Raw genomic sequence first — 15,129 nt, 5'->3', positions numbered from 1 at the left:
CAATTTCTGAGGAGACACCACAAACGTGGCCGTCAAGATCCGTTTGAAGCGCCTGGGCAAGATCCGGGTCCCGCAGTACCGCGTCGTCGTCGTCGACTCGCGCAAGAAGCGCGATGGTCGAGTGCTCGAGGAGATCGGCAAGTACCACCCCAAGGAAGACCCGTCGTACATCGACATCGTCTCCGACCGGGCGCAGTACTGGCTCGGTGTCGGCGCGCAGCCGACCGAGGCCGTCGAGGTCCTCCTGAAGATCACCGGTGACTGGCAGAAGTTCAAGGGCCTGCCGGGCACCGAGGGCACGCTCAAGGTCAAGGAGCCGAAGCGCGACAAGCTCGAGATCTTCAACGAGGCCCTCAAGGAGGCCTCGAGCGAGCCGAAGGCCGCCGCGGTGACCGCGAAGAAGAAGACCGAGAAGAAGACCGAGGAGGCTGCTCCGGCCGCCGCCGAGGCCACCCCCGCTCCGGTGCCCGCGGACGAGACCCCCGAGGGCGCGGCTGACGCGGCCGAGGCGGCCGAGACCGTCACGGCCGAGGACGCCGGCAAGAGCGAGAGCTGAGCCGAGTGCTCGCCGAAGCTCTCGAGCACCTCGTCCGGGGTGTCGTCGACAACCCGGACGATGTCTCGGTCCGCGACAAGCAGCTGCGTCGTGGCGCCATCCTCGAGGTCCGGGTCCACCCCGACGACCTCGGCAAGGTGATCGGTCGCAACGGCCGCACGGCCACGGCGTTCCGCACCGTCGTCTCGGCCCTCGCGGGCCGCGGTGGGGCGCGGGTCGACTTCGTGGACGTCGACCGCCGACGCTGATCTCACGTCGAACTGCAACGGGCGTCACCCTTCGGGGTGGCGCCCGTTTCGTCGTCCCTGGAGTCCCCTGATCCCCCGCATATGCGGGGGAGTGGAAGGTTCCTGGGTGTTACAACCCCTTGGAACGTTCGTTTCCCCCGCATATGCGGGGGAACCGACCGGCCGCCGATACCCTTTCGCCCGTGGACAGCATCGAGGTCGTCGTCGGTCGTATCGGCAAGCCGCACGGTCTGCGCGGTGAGGTCACCATCGACGTGCGCACCGACGAGCCGGAGCGCCGGTTCGCTCCCGGCCAGGCCCTGCGCGCCCAGCCCCCGCAGGGCTCGGCCAGCGCGATCCGCAGCCTCACCGTCGCCCGGTCCCGCTGGCACCAGCAGGTCCTGCTCCTGACCTTCGAGGAGATCGAGGGCCGCGACGCGGCCGAGGCGGCGCGCGGCATCGTCCTGCACGCCACGCTCGGCCCCGAGGACGCCCCGGTCGACCCGGAGGAGTTCTACGACCACCAGCTGATCGGCCTGGCGGCGTACGACGAGGCGGGCACGCACCTCGGACAGCTGACCGCCGTCGTGCACGGCTCGGCCCAGGACCTGCTCACCGTCCGCACCCTCGACGGGCGCGACACCCTCGTCCCGTTCGTCGCCGCGCTGGTGCCGGAGGTCGATGTCGCCGCCGGCCGGGTCGTGATCGCGGACCGCCCCGGCCTCGTCACGCCCTTCCCCGACGACAAGGTCGACGAGTGAAGATCGACATCCTCTCGATCTTCCCCGACTACCTCGCGCCCCTCGAGCTGAGCCTGCCCGGCAAGGCGCGCGCCAAGGGCCTGCTCGACATCGCCGTGCACGACCTGCGCGACTGGACGACCGACAAGCACCACACCACTGACGACACGCCGTACGGCGGTGGCGCCGGCATGGTGATGAAGCCCGAGCCGTGGGGCGCGGCCCTCGACGAGGTCGCCACCGGCGCGGCGATCATCTTCACGACGCCCAGCGGACAGCCCTTCACCCAGGCCGTGGCCCGCGAGCTGTCGGCGCACGAGCACCTCGTCTTCGCCTGCGGCCGCTACGAGGGCATCGACCAGCGCGTGATCGAGCACGCCGCGACGATCGGCACCGTCCGCGAGATCTCGCTCGGCGACTACGTCCTCAACGGGGGAGAGGTGGCCGCGCTCGCGATCACCGAGGCCGTCGTGCGCCTCATCCCCGGTTTCATGGGCAACGCCGAGTCGCTGGTCGAGGAGTCCCACGAGGACGGCCTGCTCGAATACCCCGTCTACACCAAGCCCGCCTCCTGGCGCGGCCACGACGTGCCTGACGTGCTGCTCTCCGGCGACCACGGCAAGATCGCCCGCTGGCGGCGCGAGCAGGCGGTGCGGCGCACCGCCGAGCGCCGGCCCGACCTGGTCGCCGCCACCACCGTCGGCGACGACGAGGTCCGCCTCGCCACCCCGGCCGACGCGGGCGAGATCCTCACGCTGCAGCTCGCCTGCTGGGTGGCCGAGCAGGACGCCAACCCGAGCGTGCGGATCCCCGCCCTCCACGAGTCGCTCGAGGACGTACGCCGATGGCTGGGCCAGTGGACGGTCATCGTCCGCCGCCGAGGTGGCCGGCTGGTCGCGGCGGCCCGCGGCCGGGTGGAGACGCACGGCGACCACGCCGGCGCCTGGGACGTCGGCCGGCTGATGGTGGCCCCCGACCTGCAGGGGCAGGGGCTCGGGCGGGACATGCTGGAGCGCATCGAGGCGGCGGCGCCGGCCGGCGTGTCGACGTACGTCCTGTTCACGGGCGCGGGGAGCCTGGACAACATCCGGATGTACAAGAAGGCGGGCTACCGCCTGCGGGGCCCGCTCGCCGGGGAGCCCGGTGCCGTGGTGCTGACCAGGCGGCGCTGATCCACGCTGCTGATTTCGCCGACGTTGCCCCGATCTGGCAGACTCGCTCCTTGGTCCAGTCGGCCAAACTTCTCGCCCCGGAGAACACGAGCGGGGGAGTTCGCGACGATCACCTGCCACAGGGGGTGTACGACGCCGCCGGCCACGCAGGCTGGACCGCACCGATCCGCACAACTATTCCGCGGCTGACCTGTGGCAATCGTGAGGAGTCATCATGACCAACGTGCTCAACGAGCTCGTCAGCAACAACCTTCGCACCGACGTCCCGGCCTTCCGCGCCGGTGACACCATCAACGTCCACGTGAAGGTCATCGAGGGCAGCCGCTCGCGTGTCCAGCAGTTCCAGGGTGTCGTCATCCGGATCCACGGCTCGGGCATCGGCCGCACCTTCACCGTCCGCAAGGTCACCTTCGGTGTCGGCGTCGAGCGCACCTTCCCGCTGCACTCCCCGATCTTCGAGAAGGTCGAGATCGTCACCCGCGGTGACGTGCGTCGCGCCAAGCTCTACTACCTGCGCAACCTGCGCGGCAAGGCTGCCAAGATCAAGGAGCGCCGCGAGTTCTGAGCTCGCCCCTGCGCCTCGTGTCCGGAGATCGACCGGACACTGGATAGTCTCTGCAAGTGACTTCACACGACCGCGGCCTTTCCCCGTCTGACACCCAGCCGGAGGGGCCGCGGTCGTCGTCTTCCCAGGACGGCGAGAAGGGCTCCGACCGCCACCACCTCCCGCTCTGGCAGGAGACGATCCTGCTGCTGGCGGTCGCGCTGGTGCTGGCGATCGCGATCAAGGCGCTCTTCCTCCAGGCGTTCTACATCCCCTCGGAGTCGATGGAGCCCGGTCTCGTGCGCGACGACCGGATCCTCGTCCAGAAGGTCTCCTACTGGGGCGGCGGCGAGCCGCAGCGCGGCGACGTCGTGGTCTTCAAGGACCCGGGCGGCTGGCTGAACGCCGCCGAGTCCGCCGGACCGTCCGGGACGCTGCCCAAGGTGATGGCCAAGATCGGCCTCTACCCCTCCGGTGGCCACCTCGTGAAGCGCGTCATCGGCGTCGCCGGCGACGTCATCGAGTGCTGCGACGAGAAGGGGCGGATCCTGGTCAACGGCAAGCCCCTCGACGAGGAGACCTACGTCCAGGACGACAAGGGCACCAAGTGCAACGGCCCGATGGTCAACCAGTGCTCGACCGACTGGACCGCCGGGCCGGTGCCGGAGGGGCGGGTGTTCGTGATGGGCGACAACCGGGGCCACTCGGCCGACTCCAGCCAGCACATGTGCAAGCCCGCTGCCGAGACCGACTGCGTCTCCGGACCCGAGTTCGTGCCGGTCGACCTCGTCGTCGGCCGGGTCTTCGTGCTGATGTGGCCGCGCGAGCGCTTCGACTGGGTGGCGCGTCCGGACACGTTCGAGGACATCCCCGCCGCGTCCTGATCCGCCTGCCATGACCTCCCTCACGCACCTCCCCGTCGGCGCCACCGTTCGCCGCGACGCCGGCCTCTACGGCTACGAGCGCGCGCTGCGCCGGGTCGGGATCGAGCCCATCGCCGGCGTCGACGAGGCCGGTCGGGGCGCGTGCGCCGGCCCGCTCGTGGCCGGCGCCTGCATCCTGCCGCCGGGCAGGGCCGGGATCGTGCCGGGGCTGGCCGACTCCAAGCTGCTCACCGAGAAGGCTCGCGAGCGCGTCTACGCCCAGGTCGTGCGACGCGCCGTCGCATGGTCGGTCGTGGTCATCGACTCCGAGGAGTGCGACCGCCTCGGCATGCACGTCGCCAACGTCGAGGCGCTGCGTCGCGCCGTCGCACTGCTCGAGGAGCGCCCGTCCTACGTCCTCACCGACGGGTTCCCCGTCGACGGCCTCGAGGTGCCCGGGCTGGCCGTCTGGAAGGGCGACCGGGTCGCCGCGTGCATCGCCGCCGCGTCGGTCCTCGCCAAGGTGACACGGGACCGGATGATGGTCGAGCTCGACTCGACGTACCCCGTCTATGACTTCAAGACCCACAAGGGCTACATCACCGACGTGCACTCGGTCGCGCTCGACGAGCACGGCCCGTCGCCCGTGCACCGCATGCGGTTCGTCAACGTGCGGCGGGCCGCGGGGCTCGAGCCGCCGTTGGATGTGCAGAATGAGCACCACGACGCTGCGTCGTACGAGGAGGAGTGAGGCATGAGCGCCGAGGAGCTCGAGAAGTACGAGACCGAGATGGAGCTCACCCTCTACCGGGAGTACCGCGACGTCGTCACCATCTTCAAGTACGTCGTGGAGACCGACCGCCGGTTCTACCTGTGCAACCAGGTGGACGTGCGGGCCCGCACGGAGAACGGTGACGTCTTCTTCGAGGTCTCGATGACCGACGCCTGGGTCTGGGACATGTACCGCCCGGCCCGGTTCGCCAAGAACGTCAAGGTGCTGACGTTCAAGGACGTCAACGTCGAGGAGCTCAGCGAGCAGGAGATCGAGCCTCCCAAGGACTGATCCGGTGCCCGGGACGGGCCGCAATCCGTCCACAGCCGGGTGCCGCGCTGCGTCGTCCACAGCCCGGTCCCGGTCGGGCGCGCGGTTGTCCGTGGCAGCCGGTGTGCTGTGACCTCCGATCGAGGAGGTCACCCATGGACACCGCAGGCAGTCCGCCGCAGCTCACCCACAACCAGGCGCTCGGGGCGTACGGCGAACGGCTGGCCGCCCTCTTCCTGACGCGCCAGGGCATGGTGCTGCTCGACCACAACTGGCGCTGCCCCCAGGGCGAGATCGACCTGGTGCTGCGGGAGGGGCGCACGCTGGTGATCTGCGAGGTCAAGACGCGCAGCTCCAACGACTACGGCACCCCCCACGAGTCGATCCGCCGGAGCAAGGTCGAGCGCCTGCGCCGGCTCGCGGCCTGCTGGCTGAGCGTCCACGACGCCCACCCCGACGACATCCGTCTCGACCTCGTCGCGGTGCTGCGTCCGCGGACCGGCGAGCCGGAGCTCGAGCACGTCCGGGGGTTGTGCTGATGACACTGGCCACCGCTCGCTGCATCGCCCTCGCGGGCACCGAGGGACACCTCATCGACGTCCAGGTCGACATCTCGGCCGGCACCCCGGGCACCTTCCTGGTGGGCCGGCCCGACAAGGCCATCCAGGAGGCGCGCGACCGGGTGCGGATGGCGATCAACAACGCCGTCCCGTCGTGGCCGGCGAGCAGGAGGGTGACGATCCTGCTGGCGCCGGCCGACCTGCCCAAGAGCGGCACCCACTTCGACCTGGCGATCGCGGTGGCGGTGAAGGCCGCCGACCGGACGCGTCCGAAGGACGGAGCTCCCGACCACCGCATCGAGCAGGCCGCCCTCGAGGACACCGCGTTCATCGGCGAGCTCACGCTGTCGGGCAACCTGCGTCCGGTGACCGGGGTGCTGCCGATGGTGCTGGCCGCGAGGGCGCGCGGCATCCACCGCGTCTTCGTCCCCGAGCCGCAGGCGCAGGAGGCGATGATGGTGCCGGGGATGACGGTCTTCGGGATGCGCTCCCTGGCCCAGGTGGTCGCCGAGCTGCGGGGCGAGGACGTGCCGGCCGCGCCGCCCGTGGAGGGCACGACGTCGGCGAGGCTGCTGTCGTGGCGCGGCCAGGACCTCCGCGACGAGGTCGACATGTCCGAGGTCGAGGGCATGCAGGAGGTGATCTGCGCCGTCACGGTGGCGGCCGCCGGCGGTCACCACATCATGCTCAGCGGTCCGCGCGGCGCCGGCAAGACGACGGTCGCCGAGCGGATCCCGACGATCCTGCCCGACCTCACCCTGGAGCAGTCCCTCGAGGTGACCGCGGTCCACTCGCTCGTGGGCACCCTCGACTCGCTGGTGACGCGGCCGCCGTTCTTCGCGCCCCACCACGACGCCAGCCGGGCCAGCATCCTGGGCGGCGGCACCGGCCGCGCCCGGCCCGGCGAGGTGAGCCTCGCCCACCACGGTGTGCTCTTCCTCGACGAGTTCCCGTTGTTCCGCGCCGACGTGATCGACGCCCTGCGGCAGCCGCTGGAGGCGGGAGAGGTGTCGATCGCCCGCGGTGAGGAGTCCGCGACCTATCCCGCCCGGGGGATGGTGGTTCTCGCCGCCAACCCGTGCCCGTGCGGCAACTTCCACGCCCAGGGTTCCGTCCTGACGTGCGACTGCCTTGACGCGGTCCGCCGCAACTACCAGCGCAAGCTGAGCGGCCCGATCATCGACCGCATCGACATCTGGCGCGAGCTTCAGCCCATGGCCGGCCATCGCGGTCGAGATCCGTTCGCCCATCGCCGCACCTCGGCGGAGCTCCGCTCGATGGTCTCGGCTGCCCGCTCTCGCCAGGCTGTCCGCTATGCCGGGCTCGGGTTCGCCCTCAACTCGGCCGTCCCCGGGCCGGTGCTCGCCGAGCACTGGCCGCTCCCCGACGAGGGGCAGGTGCTGCTCGACGACGCGATGTCCCAGGGGCGGCTCACCCGCCGCGGCATGACCCGCGTGCACCGGGTGGCGCTCTCGGTGGCCGACCTGGCCGGGCGGGAGGTGCCGCTGGAGCAGGATGTCGAGACGGCGCTCGCCCTGCGCGGCAGCGGGCCGATCAACCTCGAGGCGATGTCGTTCATGGAGCTGGCGTCGTGAGCGCCGCGCAGGAGCTGATCGCCCGGGTCCGGCTCAGTCTCGCGATCGAGCCGGGTGACGGCGCCGTCTCGGACAGCGTGTCGAGCGTCGGTGCCGCCAGGACGGTCGAGGAGCTGCTGGACGGCGACGAGCGACCCGAGCTGGTCGCAAGGCTGCGGACGGTCGACCCGGAGCGCGTGCTGGCCGTGGCCGATCGCCAGCGCGTCCGGTTCGTCACGCCGGCCGACGACGAGTGGCCGAGCCAGCTCGACGACCTGGCGCACGGCCAGCGGGTGCAGGGGCTCGGGGGCGTGCCCGTGGGTCTGTGGGTCCGCGGTCCCATGCGGCTGACCGACCTGAGCGAGTCCGTCGCCGTGGTGGGGTCGCGGTCGGCGACGTCCTACGGCTTCGACGTCGCCACGGACGTGGCCGCCTCGGCTGCCCGCGCGGGCCGGCCGGTGGTCTCCGGGGCAGCGTTCGGCATCGACCAGGCCGGCCACCGGGGCGCGCTCGCTGCCGGAGGAGCGACGGTCGCTGTGCTCGCCTGCGGCGCCGATCGTGCCTATCCCGCTGCCCACCGCGAGCTCATCGACCACATCGCCCAGCGTCACGCCGTGGTCTCGGAGGCGCCGCCGGGCTCCGCGCCGACCAAGGTGCGCTTCCTGTCCCGCAACCGGCTGATCGCGGCGCTGAGCCGCGGCACGGTGCTGGTCGAGGCGGCGCTGCGCAGCGGCGCCCTCAACACCGCCCACTGGAACGATCAGCTGAGCCGGGTGCTGATGGGCGTCCCCGGGCCGGTCACCAGCGCGACGTCCCAGGGCGTGCACGAGTGGATCCGCAAGGGCTCGGCCGCGCTGGTGACGAGCGGGGCCGAGGTGCTGGAGCTCGTCGGCGGCTCGGGGGAGCACCTGATGGCCGTCCCGCGCGGGCCGGAGCGCGCCCATGACGGGTTCTCGCTGCGCCAGGTGCGGGTGCTCGACGCGGTGCCGGTCGCGCGGGGGGCCAGCACCGAGTCGATCAGCAGCATCGCGGGCGTCGGTGTGCAGGAGGCCGACCGGGTGCTGGTGGAGCTGACCGAGGCCGGCCTGGTCCACCTGGCCGTCGACGGCTGGCGGCTGGTCGCAGGGGGCGGACGTGGCGGAGGTGGCCGATGACCGGTCGACGGTCCCCACCCTCCCGTCGTGGCTCCGGCGTCCGCCGCCCAGGCCGTCCTACGATCGCAGGATGGCGACCGACGCAGACGTGGAGGCGCGCGACGCCGAGCTCCCGGAGTCGATGGCGAAGATCCTGGCCGACTACGAGCGGCACCTCACCTCCGAACGCGACCTGACCCCGCACACGGTCCGGGCCTACCTCGGTGACCTCGTCAGCCTGCTCGACCACGCCACCCGGCTCGGGCTGGTCGACGTCGGCGAGCTGGACCTGCGCACTTTGCGCAGCTGGCTGGCCAAGCAGCAGTCCATGGGCAAGTCGCGAACGACGATCGCCCGTCGGGCCACGGCCGCTCGGGTGTTCACGGCGTGGCTGGCCCGCACGGGCCGGGCTCCGTCGGATGCCGGGGCCTCGCTGGGCTCGCCGAAGAAGCACAAGACCCTGCCTCCGGTGCTCCGCGCCGACGAGGCCGCCGACCTGATCCGGGCCGCCGCCGAGCGGGCCGACGACGGTTCGCCCATCGGCCTGCGTGACGTCGCGATGCTCGAGCTGCTCTATGCCACCGGTATCCGCGTGGGAGAACTGGTCGGCCTCGACATCGACGACCTCGACACCCAGCGGCGAGTCGTGCGGGTCTTCGGCAAGGGTCGCAAGGAGCGCTCGGTTCCCTACGGCCAGCCGGCTGCTCGGGCCGTCGACCGCTGGCTCACCCTGGGCCGTCCGGCCATCCGGGTCGAGGGTGCTGGCGCGGCCCTCTTCCTCGGCGCCCGTGGTCGCCGGATCGACCCGCGTGCCGTGCGTGAGCTGGTGCACCGCCGGATCGCCGAGGTGCCCGGCGCGCCCGACATGGGCCCGCACGGCCTGCGCCACACCGCCGCCACCCATCTCCTCGAGGGCGGGGCCGACCTGCGCTCGGTCCAGGAGCTGCTCGGCCACGCCTCGCTGGCCACGACGCAGCTCTACACCCACGTCACCACCGACCGGCTGCGGCAGGCCTACCGCCAGGCCCACCCGCGCGCCTGAGCGGACCTCCGCCTCCGCCCCCTCGGCGGCGGTGATTGAGCCACATTCAGAGCGCCGGAAATGTGGCTGGACCACCGCTGCGTCGGCGAGTTGCGAGGACACGCGGGCAGGCAGGTGGGTGAGCCACATTCGCGCCCCGGGAAATGTTGCTCACTCACCGCGGCGTCGGGTCACCCAGGGCTCGGTCGTCAGGGCTCGGTCGTCAGGGGAGGTGGGCCCGGAGCGGGGGATACCAGGCGGCGTACGGCAGGGGTGGTGGTCGCCACTGTGCCGCCGTCGCTCCGTGGTCGATCGGCGACTCGCGCCACAGCGGCAGCAGTCGCACGCGGCCGTCGCTGACGAGGCCCAGCGGGTCGAGGTAGGTCTCGCCGCGCAGCCAGCCCCAGTGCAGGCAGGCGCGGGGGAAGCAGTGGCTGAACGGCAGGCTCAGCGAGCCGATGCGGTCGCCCGCGGCCACGACGGCGCCGACCTCGAGCGAGGAGGAGACGGGTTCGTAGGTCGTGCGGGTGTCGCCGTGGGTGATCGTGACCACGGGCTTGCCGGCGATCTTGCCCACGAAGGCGACCTGGCCGGCCATCGCGCTCAGCACTGACTGGCCCACCGTGCCGGCGAGGTCCACACCTCGGTGGCCCGAGCCCCAGGGGTCGTCGGGCGGGTCGAAGCCGTGCATCACGTCGGGCTCGGGACTCAGCGGCCAGATGCCGACCGGATCCGGCTCGGGCGGGCGGGGGAGGGCGGAGGCCGGGCCGCAGACGAGGGCGAGCAGCAGGGCGAGCACGACCGGGAGGAGACAGCGCAACGGCTTCATCGACCCAGCGTCGCGCCCACGCGACGGTGCGGCACGCGCGCTGCGACGTACCCTGTGGACACGACGTCCGACGAGGGGCCTGTGGACGGTTCGGGGCCCGGTCGAGGCTCGATTGGCACGCCGACGGGCGGGTGGCCTACGATTCGCGAAGCAGCCCAGCACTACCCAGATCGACCCGGGCTGACTTCGCACGCTCGCAGACCGCGACGGCCTCTTTCCCTGGAGGCCGACCACCCGTGGGCGCCGATCCTCAGTTCCGGCTCGAATTCGAGCCGGATCGGATCGCGCGCGAGCGTCAGGGCGACCGACACCCGTCGGGCGCAAGCAACTGAAAACCACTTCGGAGATCCGATCCCCGGCTCGGCCTGCATCAAGGTCGCGCACACCGGGTGAGCGCCTCCATCACACAGGAGAATCACATGGCAGTCGTCACCATGCGCCAGCTGCTCGAGAGCGGCGTCCACTTCGGTCACCAGACCCGTCGTTGGAACCCCAAGATGAAGCGCTTCATCATGACCGAGCGCAACGGCATCTACATCATCGACCTGCAGCAGTCGCTGGCCTACATCGACCGGTCCTACGCCTTCGTCAAGGAGACCGTCGCCAAGGGCGGTGTCGTGATGTTCGTCGGCACCAAGAAGCAGGCCCAGGAGGCCATCGCCGAGCAGGCGACGCGCGTCGGGATGCCCTACGTCAACCAGCGTTGGCTCGGCGGCATGCTCACCAACTTCCAGACCGTGCACCAGCGCATCAACCGCCTCAAGGAGCTCGACGACGTCGACTTCGACACCGTCGCGGGCTCGGGTCGCACGAAGAAGGAGCTCCTGCAGATGAAGCGGGAGCACACCAAGCTCGAGAAGACCCTCGGCGGCATCCGCGAGATGACCAAGGTCCCCTCCGCCGTGTGGATCGTCGACACCAACAAGGAGCACCTCGCCGTCGAGGAGGCCCGCAAGCTGCGGATCCCGATCATCGGCATCCTCGACTCCAACTGCGACCCCGACCTGGTCGACTTCCCGATCCCGGGCAACGACGACGCGATCCGCGCCGTCGGCCTGCTGACCCGCGTGGTCGCCGACGCCGTCGCCGAGGGCCTCATCGCCCGCTCCGGTCCGAAGGCCACCGACGCCACCGCCGCCGAGCCGCTCGCCGAGTGGGAGCGCGAGCTCCTCGAGGGTGACGCCGAGAAGGTTGCCGTCGAGGCCACCGGTGGCGACGCCACGACCGAGGCGCCCGCCGCCGAGTCGACCGGTGCCGCTGTCGAGGCTCCCGCCGCTGCTGCTGCCGCCGAGGCCGTCGTCGAGGCGCCCGCCGCCGACGAGGCCGCTGCCGAGGTCAAGCCGCTCGCGGATGTCCCGGCCGAGGGTGAGTTCGCCGGTTCGGCGCCCGCCAACGAGGACGGTTCGGCTCCCGAGGGCTTCGACATCAAGGGCAACAAGGACTCGATGAAGTTCCACGCGCCCACCAGCCCCTGGTACGGCCGCACCAAGGCCGAGGTCTGGTTCAAGACCGCCGAGGCTGCCGAGGCCGCCGGCTTCGTCAACGCCGAGCACAAGAACGACTGATCGGCTGGCGGGCCGCAAGGAGACTCGCGGCCCGCTTCAGCTCACCACACACGAACTGAAGGATGAGGGATCATGGCTGACTTCACCGCTGCCGACGTCAAGAAGCTCCGTGAGCTGACGCAGGCCGGGATGATGGACTGCAAGAAGGCGCTGACCGAGGCGGACGGTGACTTCGACAAGGCTGTCGAGCTGCTGCGCGTCAAGGGTGCCGCCAAGGCCGCCAACCGCGCCGCCGAGCGCGAGGCCTCCGCCGGTCTCGTCGCCACTTCCGGTGGCGCGCTGGTCGAGCTCAAGTGCGAGACCGACTTCGTGGCCAAGGGTGACGACTTCGTCGCCGTGGCCCAGCGCATCGCCGACGCGGCCGACGCCGCCAAGGCCGGCGACCTGGAGACCCTCAAGGCGGTCGAGCTCGACGGCAAGACCGTCGGCGAGGTCGTCGGGGAGCTCGCCATCACCATCGGCGAGAAGATCGAGCTCGGTCAGGTCGCCTACTTCGACGGCGAGACCGTCGTCTACATGCACAAGCGTTCGGCTGACCTGCCGCCCGCCGTCGGCGTGCTCGTCGAGTTCGAGGGCGACGCCGGTGCTGCCCGCGCCGCCGCGATGCAGGTCGCCGCGATGAAGGCCCAGTACCTCACCCGCGACGAGGTCCCCGCGGACGTCGTCGAGAGCGAGCGCTCCATCGCCGAGCAGAAGACCCGCGAGGAGGGCAAGCCCGAGCAGGCGATCGCCAAGATCGTCGAGGGTCGCCTCGGTGGGTTCTACAAGGAGATCGTCCTGCTCGAGCAGGAGTCGGTCTCCGAGGCCAAGAAGTCGGTCAAGACCGTCCTCGACGAGGCCGGCACCACCGTCAAGCGCTTCGCGCGCTTCGAGGTCGGCGCTTGATCGCCAGCCTCACAGACTGATCCGGAGGGGTCGTACGCCGCGGCGTACGACCCCTCCGGCATTTGTGCCCCGCAGCCGCTGCCGAGTCGACCCGCGTTGCCCGTGTCGAGTAGGTTGCTCGGGCATCGACAACACCTTCGAAAGGGTTCCTGAGTGACCGCCTACAACCGTGTCCTGATCAAGCTTTCCGGTGAGGTCTTCGGTGGCGGCAAGGTCGGGGTGGACCCCGATGTCGTGTCCAAGGTGGCCCACGAGATCGCGACCGTCGTCCGTGAGGGCGTGGACGTCGCGATCGTCGTCGGCGGCGGCAACTTCTTCCGTGGCGCCGAGATGCAGCAGCGCGGCATGGACCGCTCGCGAGCCGACTACATGGGCATGCTCGGCACGGTCATGAACTGCCTGGCGCTGCAGGACTTCCTGGAGAAGGAAGGCATCGAGACCCGTGTCCAGACCGCCATCACGATGGGTCAGGTCGCCGAGCCCTACATCCCGCGCCGCGCCATGCGCCACCTCGAGAAGGGCCGCGTGGTCATCTTCGGTGCCGGCGCCGGCATGCCCTTCTTCTCCACCGACACGGTCGCGGCCCAGCGGGCCCTCGAGACCCGCTGCGACGTCGTCCTGATGGCCAAGCAGGGCGTCGACGGCGTCTACAGCGCCGACCCCAAGAAGGACCCCACCGCCACGAAGTACGACACGCTGAGCTTCCAGGACGCCCTCCAGCAGGGCATCAAGATCGCCGACGCCACCGCGTTCGCGCTGTGCATGGAGAACGACATGCCGCTGGTCGTCTTCGGTGCCGAGGACGAGGGCGCGATCCTGCGCATCGTCCGAGGTGAGAAGATTGGCACGCTGGTCAGCCGCGACGGCTGATCCGGCCCCACGATCCAGACCCATCAGCAAGCACCGTTGGCAGTACGCCGCCATCTGCAACTAGGAGCAGCCGTGATCAACGAAGTCCTCAACGAGGCCGACGACAAGATGTCCAAGTCGGTCGAGTCGACCCGCGAGGAGTTCGCGGCGATCCGCGCCGGCCGGGTCAACCCGAGCATGTTCGCCAAGATCGTCGCCGACTACTACGGCACGCCCACGCCGTTGTCCGCGCTCGCGTCCTTCACCTCGCAGGACGCGCGCACGATCCTGATCGCGCCCTTCGACATCGGCGCCATGGCCAACATCGAGAAGGCGATCCGCGACTCCGACCTCGGCGTCAACCCGTCCAACGACGGCAAGGTGCTGCGCGCGGTCTTCCCGGAGCTGACCGAGGAGCGCCGCAAGGACTACATCAAGATGGCCAAGGGCAAGGCCGAGGACGGCCGCGTCGCGGTCCGCAACGTGCGCCGCACGGCCAAGCAGGGCCTGGAGAAGCTCGAGAAGGACGGCGAGGTCGGCAAGGACGACGTCACCGGCGCCGAGAAGAAGCTCGACTCGATCACCAAGAAGCACACCGATGCGATCGACGACATGCTCAAGAACAAGGAAGCCGAGCTGCTCGAGGTCTGAGCCGAAGCCGACCTCACATCATGACGACTCCCGCCGCGCCGGACGCCTCTCAGCCGACGCCCCAGAAGGACCACGGCCGTGCCGGTCGTGACCTGCCCGCCGCCATCATCTCCGGCGTCGTGCTGGTCTCGGCGATCCATCTGTCGCTCTTCTTCTGGAAGACCGCGTTCATGCTCATCGTGGCGGTGGCCGTCGTGGTCGCCGTGTGGGAGCTGCACCGGGGGCTGGCCGCCAAGGACATCGACATCCCCGAGCAGCCGCTGATGCTCGGCGCGGTCGTCATGGTGGTGGTCGCCTACGTCTGGGGCGCGCCCGCCCTGGTGACCGCCACGGCCGTGACCTCGTTGATCGTGATGCTCTGGCTGCTGCGCCGAGGCGTCGACGGCTACGTCAAGAACGCGACAGCGTCGGTGTTCACGCTGATCTACGTGCCGTTCCTGGCCTCGTTCGTCGCCCTGCTGCTCGCGGAGGGCGGCACCAACCCGTCGTTCGGCTTCGACTTCGACGACATCGGCATGCGCGCGGTCGTCACGTTCATCGCGATCACGGTCGCTTCCGACACCGGCGGCTACATCGCCGGAGTCCTGTTCGGCAAGCACCCGATGGCCCCGGTGATCTCCCCGAAGAAGTCGTGGGAGGGCTTCGCCGGCTCGCTGATCGCGTGCGTCGCCGTCGGTGTCTGGCTAGTGACCTCCTTCCTGGGCGGTGACTGGTGGGTGGGTGTCCTGCTGGGGCTGATCGCCGTCGTCATGGCGACCCTGGGCGACCTCTGCGAGTCGGTCATGAAGCGCGACCTCGGCATCAAGGACATGAGCCAGATCATCCCCGGGCACGGCGGCCTGATGGACCGCCTCGACTCGCTGCTCGCGACCGTCGCCCCGATCTGGCTGCTGCTCCACTACCTCGTCTTCTAGGTCC

18 protein-coding genes and 1 pseudogene are annotated in these 15,129 nt (G+C 70.5%); 18 read left to right on the top strand and 1 reads right to left on the bottom strand.

The features are described from left to right. Positions 1–25 precede the first annotated feature (25 nt). The 13 genes and pseudogenes from rpsP to C9J87_RS05000 all read left to right on the top strand — a co-directional run bounded on the left by rpsP (position 26) and on the right by C9J87_RS05000 (position 9,453). Positions 26–556: a 30S ribosomal protein S16 gene (rpsP, locus tag C9J87_RS05055; RefSeq protein ID WP_010833705.1), complete on the top strand. Its 531-nt coding sequence runs from the start codon at positions 26–28 to the stop codon at positions 554–556. 5 nt (positions 557–561) lie between these two features. Beyond that, a complete protein-coding gene (locus C9J87_RS05050; protein ID WP_010833704.1) occupies positions 562–804 on the top strand; it encodes an RNA-binding protein in 243 nt (80 codons plus the stop codon). A 182-nt stretch (positions 805–986) separates the two neighbouring features. Then, positions 987–1,544: a ribosome maturation factor RimM gene (gene rimM, locus C9J87_RS05045; protein WP_232819833.1), complete on the top strand. Its 558-nt coding sequence runs from the start codon at positions 987–989 to the stop codon at positions 1,542–1,544. Continuing rightward, positions 1,541–2,206, top strand: a pseudogene (trmD, locus tag C9J87_RS20165) (tRNA (guanosine(37)-N1)-methyltransferase TrmD); the annotation flags it as partial. The gene rimM and the pseudogene trmD, both read left to right, overlap by 4 nt. A gap of 90 nt (positions 2,207–2,296) precedes the next feature. Continuing rightward, positions 2,297–2,695, top strand: a complete 399-nt coding sequence (locus tag C9J87_RS20160; protein WP_232819879.1) for a GNAT family N-acetyltransferase — start codon at positions 2,297–2,299, stop codon at positions 2,693–2,695. A gap of 214 nt (positions 2,696–2,909) precedes the next feature. Beyond that, entirely contained in the window at positions 2,910–3,260 is a 351-nt protein-coding gene (gene rplS, locus C9J87_RS05035; RefSeq protein WP_010833701.1) for a 50S ribosomal protein L19, read from the top strand. A 56-nt stretch (positions 3,261–3,316) separates the two neighbouring features. Continuing rightward, complete coding sequence (lepB, locus tag C9J87_RS05030) at positions 3,317–4,123, top strand: signal peptidase I (protein ID WP_107704881.1); 807 nt, start codon at positions 3,317–3,319, stop codon at positions 4,121–4,123. Positions 4,124–4,133: 10 nt separating this feature from the next. After that, on the top strand, positions 4,134–4,853 hold the full coding sequence (locus C9J87_RS05025) for a ribonuclease HII (RefSeq protein WP_010833699.1): 720 nt from the start codon (positions 4,134–4,136) through the stop codon (positions 4,851–4,853). A 3-nt stretch (positions 4,854–4,856) separates the two neighbouring features. Continuing rightward, positions 4,857–5,165: a DUF2469 domain-containing protein gene (locus C9J87_RS05020; RefSeq protein ID WP_010833698.1), complete on the top strand. Its 309-nt coding sequence runs from the start codon at positions 4,857–4,859 to the stop codon at positions 5,163–5,165. A 134-nt stretch (positions 5,166–5,299) separates the two neighbouring features. Next, positions 5,300–5,683 carry a YraN family protein gene (locus C9J87_RS05015; RefSeq protein WP_010833697.1) on the top strand — a complete coding sequence of 128 codons (384 nt, stop codon included), beginning with the start codon at positions 5,300–5,302 and terminating at the stop codon, positions 5,681–5,683. Further along, positions 5,683–7,299, top strand: a complete 1,617-nt coding sequence (locus C9J87_RS05010; protein ID WP_036493147.1) for a YifB family Mg chelatase-like AAA ATPase — start codon at positions 5,683–5,685, stop codon at positions 7,297–7,299. Before C9J87_RS05015 ends, C9J87_RS05010 begins: the two co-directional genes overlap by 1 nt. Next, positions 7,296–8,432 carry a DNA-processing protein DprA gene (gene dprA, locus C9J87_RS05005; protein ID WP_010833695.1) on the top strand — a complete coding sequence of 379 codons (1,137 nt, stop codon included), beginning with the start codon at positions 7,296–7,298 and terminating at the stop codon, positions 8,430–8,432. Before C9J87_RS05010 ends, dprA begins: the two co-directional genes overlap by 4 nt. A 70-nt stretch (positions 8,433–8,502) precedes the next feature. Then, the gene (locus C9J87_RS05000) at positions 8,503–9,453 is read left to right on the top strand and encodes a tyrosine recombinase XerC (protein WP_010833694.1); all 951 of its coding nucleotides are present in this window, start codon (positions 8,503–8,505) and stop codon (positions 9,451–9,453) included. A gap of 202 nt (positions 9,454–9,655) precedes the next feature. Here the strand turns inward: C9J87_RS05000 and C9J87_RS04995 are convergent, their stop codons facing one another. Continuing rightward, a complete protein-coding gene (locus C9J87_RS04995) occupies positions 9,656–10,261 on the bottom strand; it encodes a M23 family metallopeptidase (RefSeq protein WP_010833693.1) in 606 nt (201 codons plus the stop codon). Between the two features lie 419 nt (positions 10,262–10,680). On the opposite strand from C9J87_RS04995, the gene rpsB reads away from it, so the two are divergent. From rpsB to C9J87_RS04970, 5 genes are all read left to right on the top strand, one after another. Then, positions 10,681–11,826, top strand: a complete 1,146-nt coding sequence (gene rpsB / locus C9J87_RS04990) for a 30S ribosomal protein S2, sunset domain variant (protein ID WP_084622881.1) — start codon at positions 10,681–10,683, stop codon at positions 11,824–11,826. Between the two features lie 72 nt (positions 11,827–11,898). After that, complete coding sequence (tsf, locus tag C9J87_RS04985; RefSeq protein WP_010833691.1) at positions 11,899–12,711, top strand: translation elongation factor Ts; 813 nt, start codon at positions 11,899–11,901, stop codon at positions 12,709–12,711. Between the two features lie 153 nt (positions 12,712–12,864). Further along, positions 12,865–13,581 carry a UMP kinase gene (gene pyrH / locus C9J87_RS04980; protein ID WP_010833690.1) on the top strand — a complete coding sequence of 239 codons (717 nt, stop codon included), beginning with the start codon at positions 12,865–12,867 and terminating at the stop codon, positions 13,579–13,581. A gap of 75 nt (positions 13,582–13,656) precedes the next feature. Continuing rightward, entirely contained in the window at positions 13,657–14,211 is a 555-nt protein-coding gene (gene frr, locus C9J87_RS04975) for a ribosome recycling factor (RefSeq protein WP_198017033.1), read from the top strand. A 20-nt stretch (positions 14,212–14,231) separates the two neighbouring features. Beyond that, positions 14,232–15,125 (top strand): phosphatidate cytidylyltransferase, encoded by an 894-nt coding sequence (locus C9J87_RS04970; protein ID WP_010833688.1) that lies wholly within the window; start codon positions 14,232–14,234, stop codon positions 15,123–15,125. The last annotated feature ends 4 nt before the right edge of the window (positions 15,126–15,129 follow it).

The sequence above is a fragment of the Nocardioides allogilvus genome (genome assembly GCF_003047285.1).
GTDB classification, from domain to species: Bacteria; Actinomycetota; Actinomycetes; order Propionibacteriales; family Nocardioidaceae; genus Nocardioides; species Nocardioides allogilvus.
Note: the sequence above shows the minus strand (reverse complement) of the source record. Positions and strands in the feature narration are given on the sequence as shown.

Excerpts from the sequence above, each read along its gene's own strand:
- rpsB (WP_084622881.1), top strand. The coding sequence starts at position 10,681 with ATGGCAGTCGTCACCATGCGCCAGCTGCTCGAGAGCGGCGTCCACTTC.
- tsf (WP_010833691.1), top strand. The coding sequence starts at position 11,899 with ATGGCTGACTTCACCGCTGCCGACGTCAAGAAGCTCCGTGAGCTGACG.
- C9J87_RS04995 (WP_010833693.1), bottom strand. The coding sequence starts at position 10,261 with ATGAAGCCGTTGCGCTGTCTCCTCCCGGTCGTGCTCGCCCTGCTGCTC.
- rplS (WP_010833701.1), top strand. The coding sequence starts at position 2,910 with ATGACCAACGTGCTCAACGAGCTCGTCAGCAACAACCTTCGCACCGAC.
- C9J87_RS05025 (WP_010833699.1), top strand. The coding sequence starts at position 4,134 with ATGACCTCCCTCACGCACCTCCCCGTCGGCGCCACCGTTCGCCGCGAC.
- C9J87_RS04970 (WP_010833688.1), top strand. The coding sequence starts at position 14,232 with ATGACGACTCCCGCCGCGCCGGACGCCTCTCAGCCGACGCCCCAGAAG.
- C9J87_RS05015 (WP_010833697.1), top strand. The coding sequence starts at position 5,300 with ATGGACACCGCAGGCAGTCCGCCGCAGCTCACCCACAACCAGGCGCTC.
- C9J87_RS05020 (WP_010833698.1), top strand. The coding sequence starts at position 4,857 with ATGAGCGCCGAGGAGCTCGAGAAGTACGAGACCGAGATGGAGCTCACC.
- C9J87_RS05000 (WP_010833694.1), top strand. The coding sequence starts at position 8,503 with ATGGCGACCGACGCAGACGTGGAGGCGCGCGACGCCGAGCTCCCGGAG.
- C9J87_RS05010 (WP_036493147.1), top strand. The coding sequence starts at position 5,683 with ATGACACTGGCCACCGCTCGCTGCATCGCCCTCGCGGGCACCGAGGGA.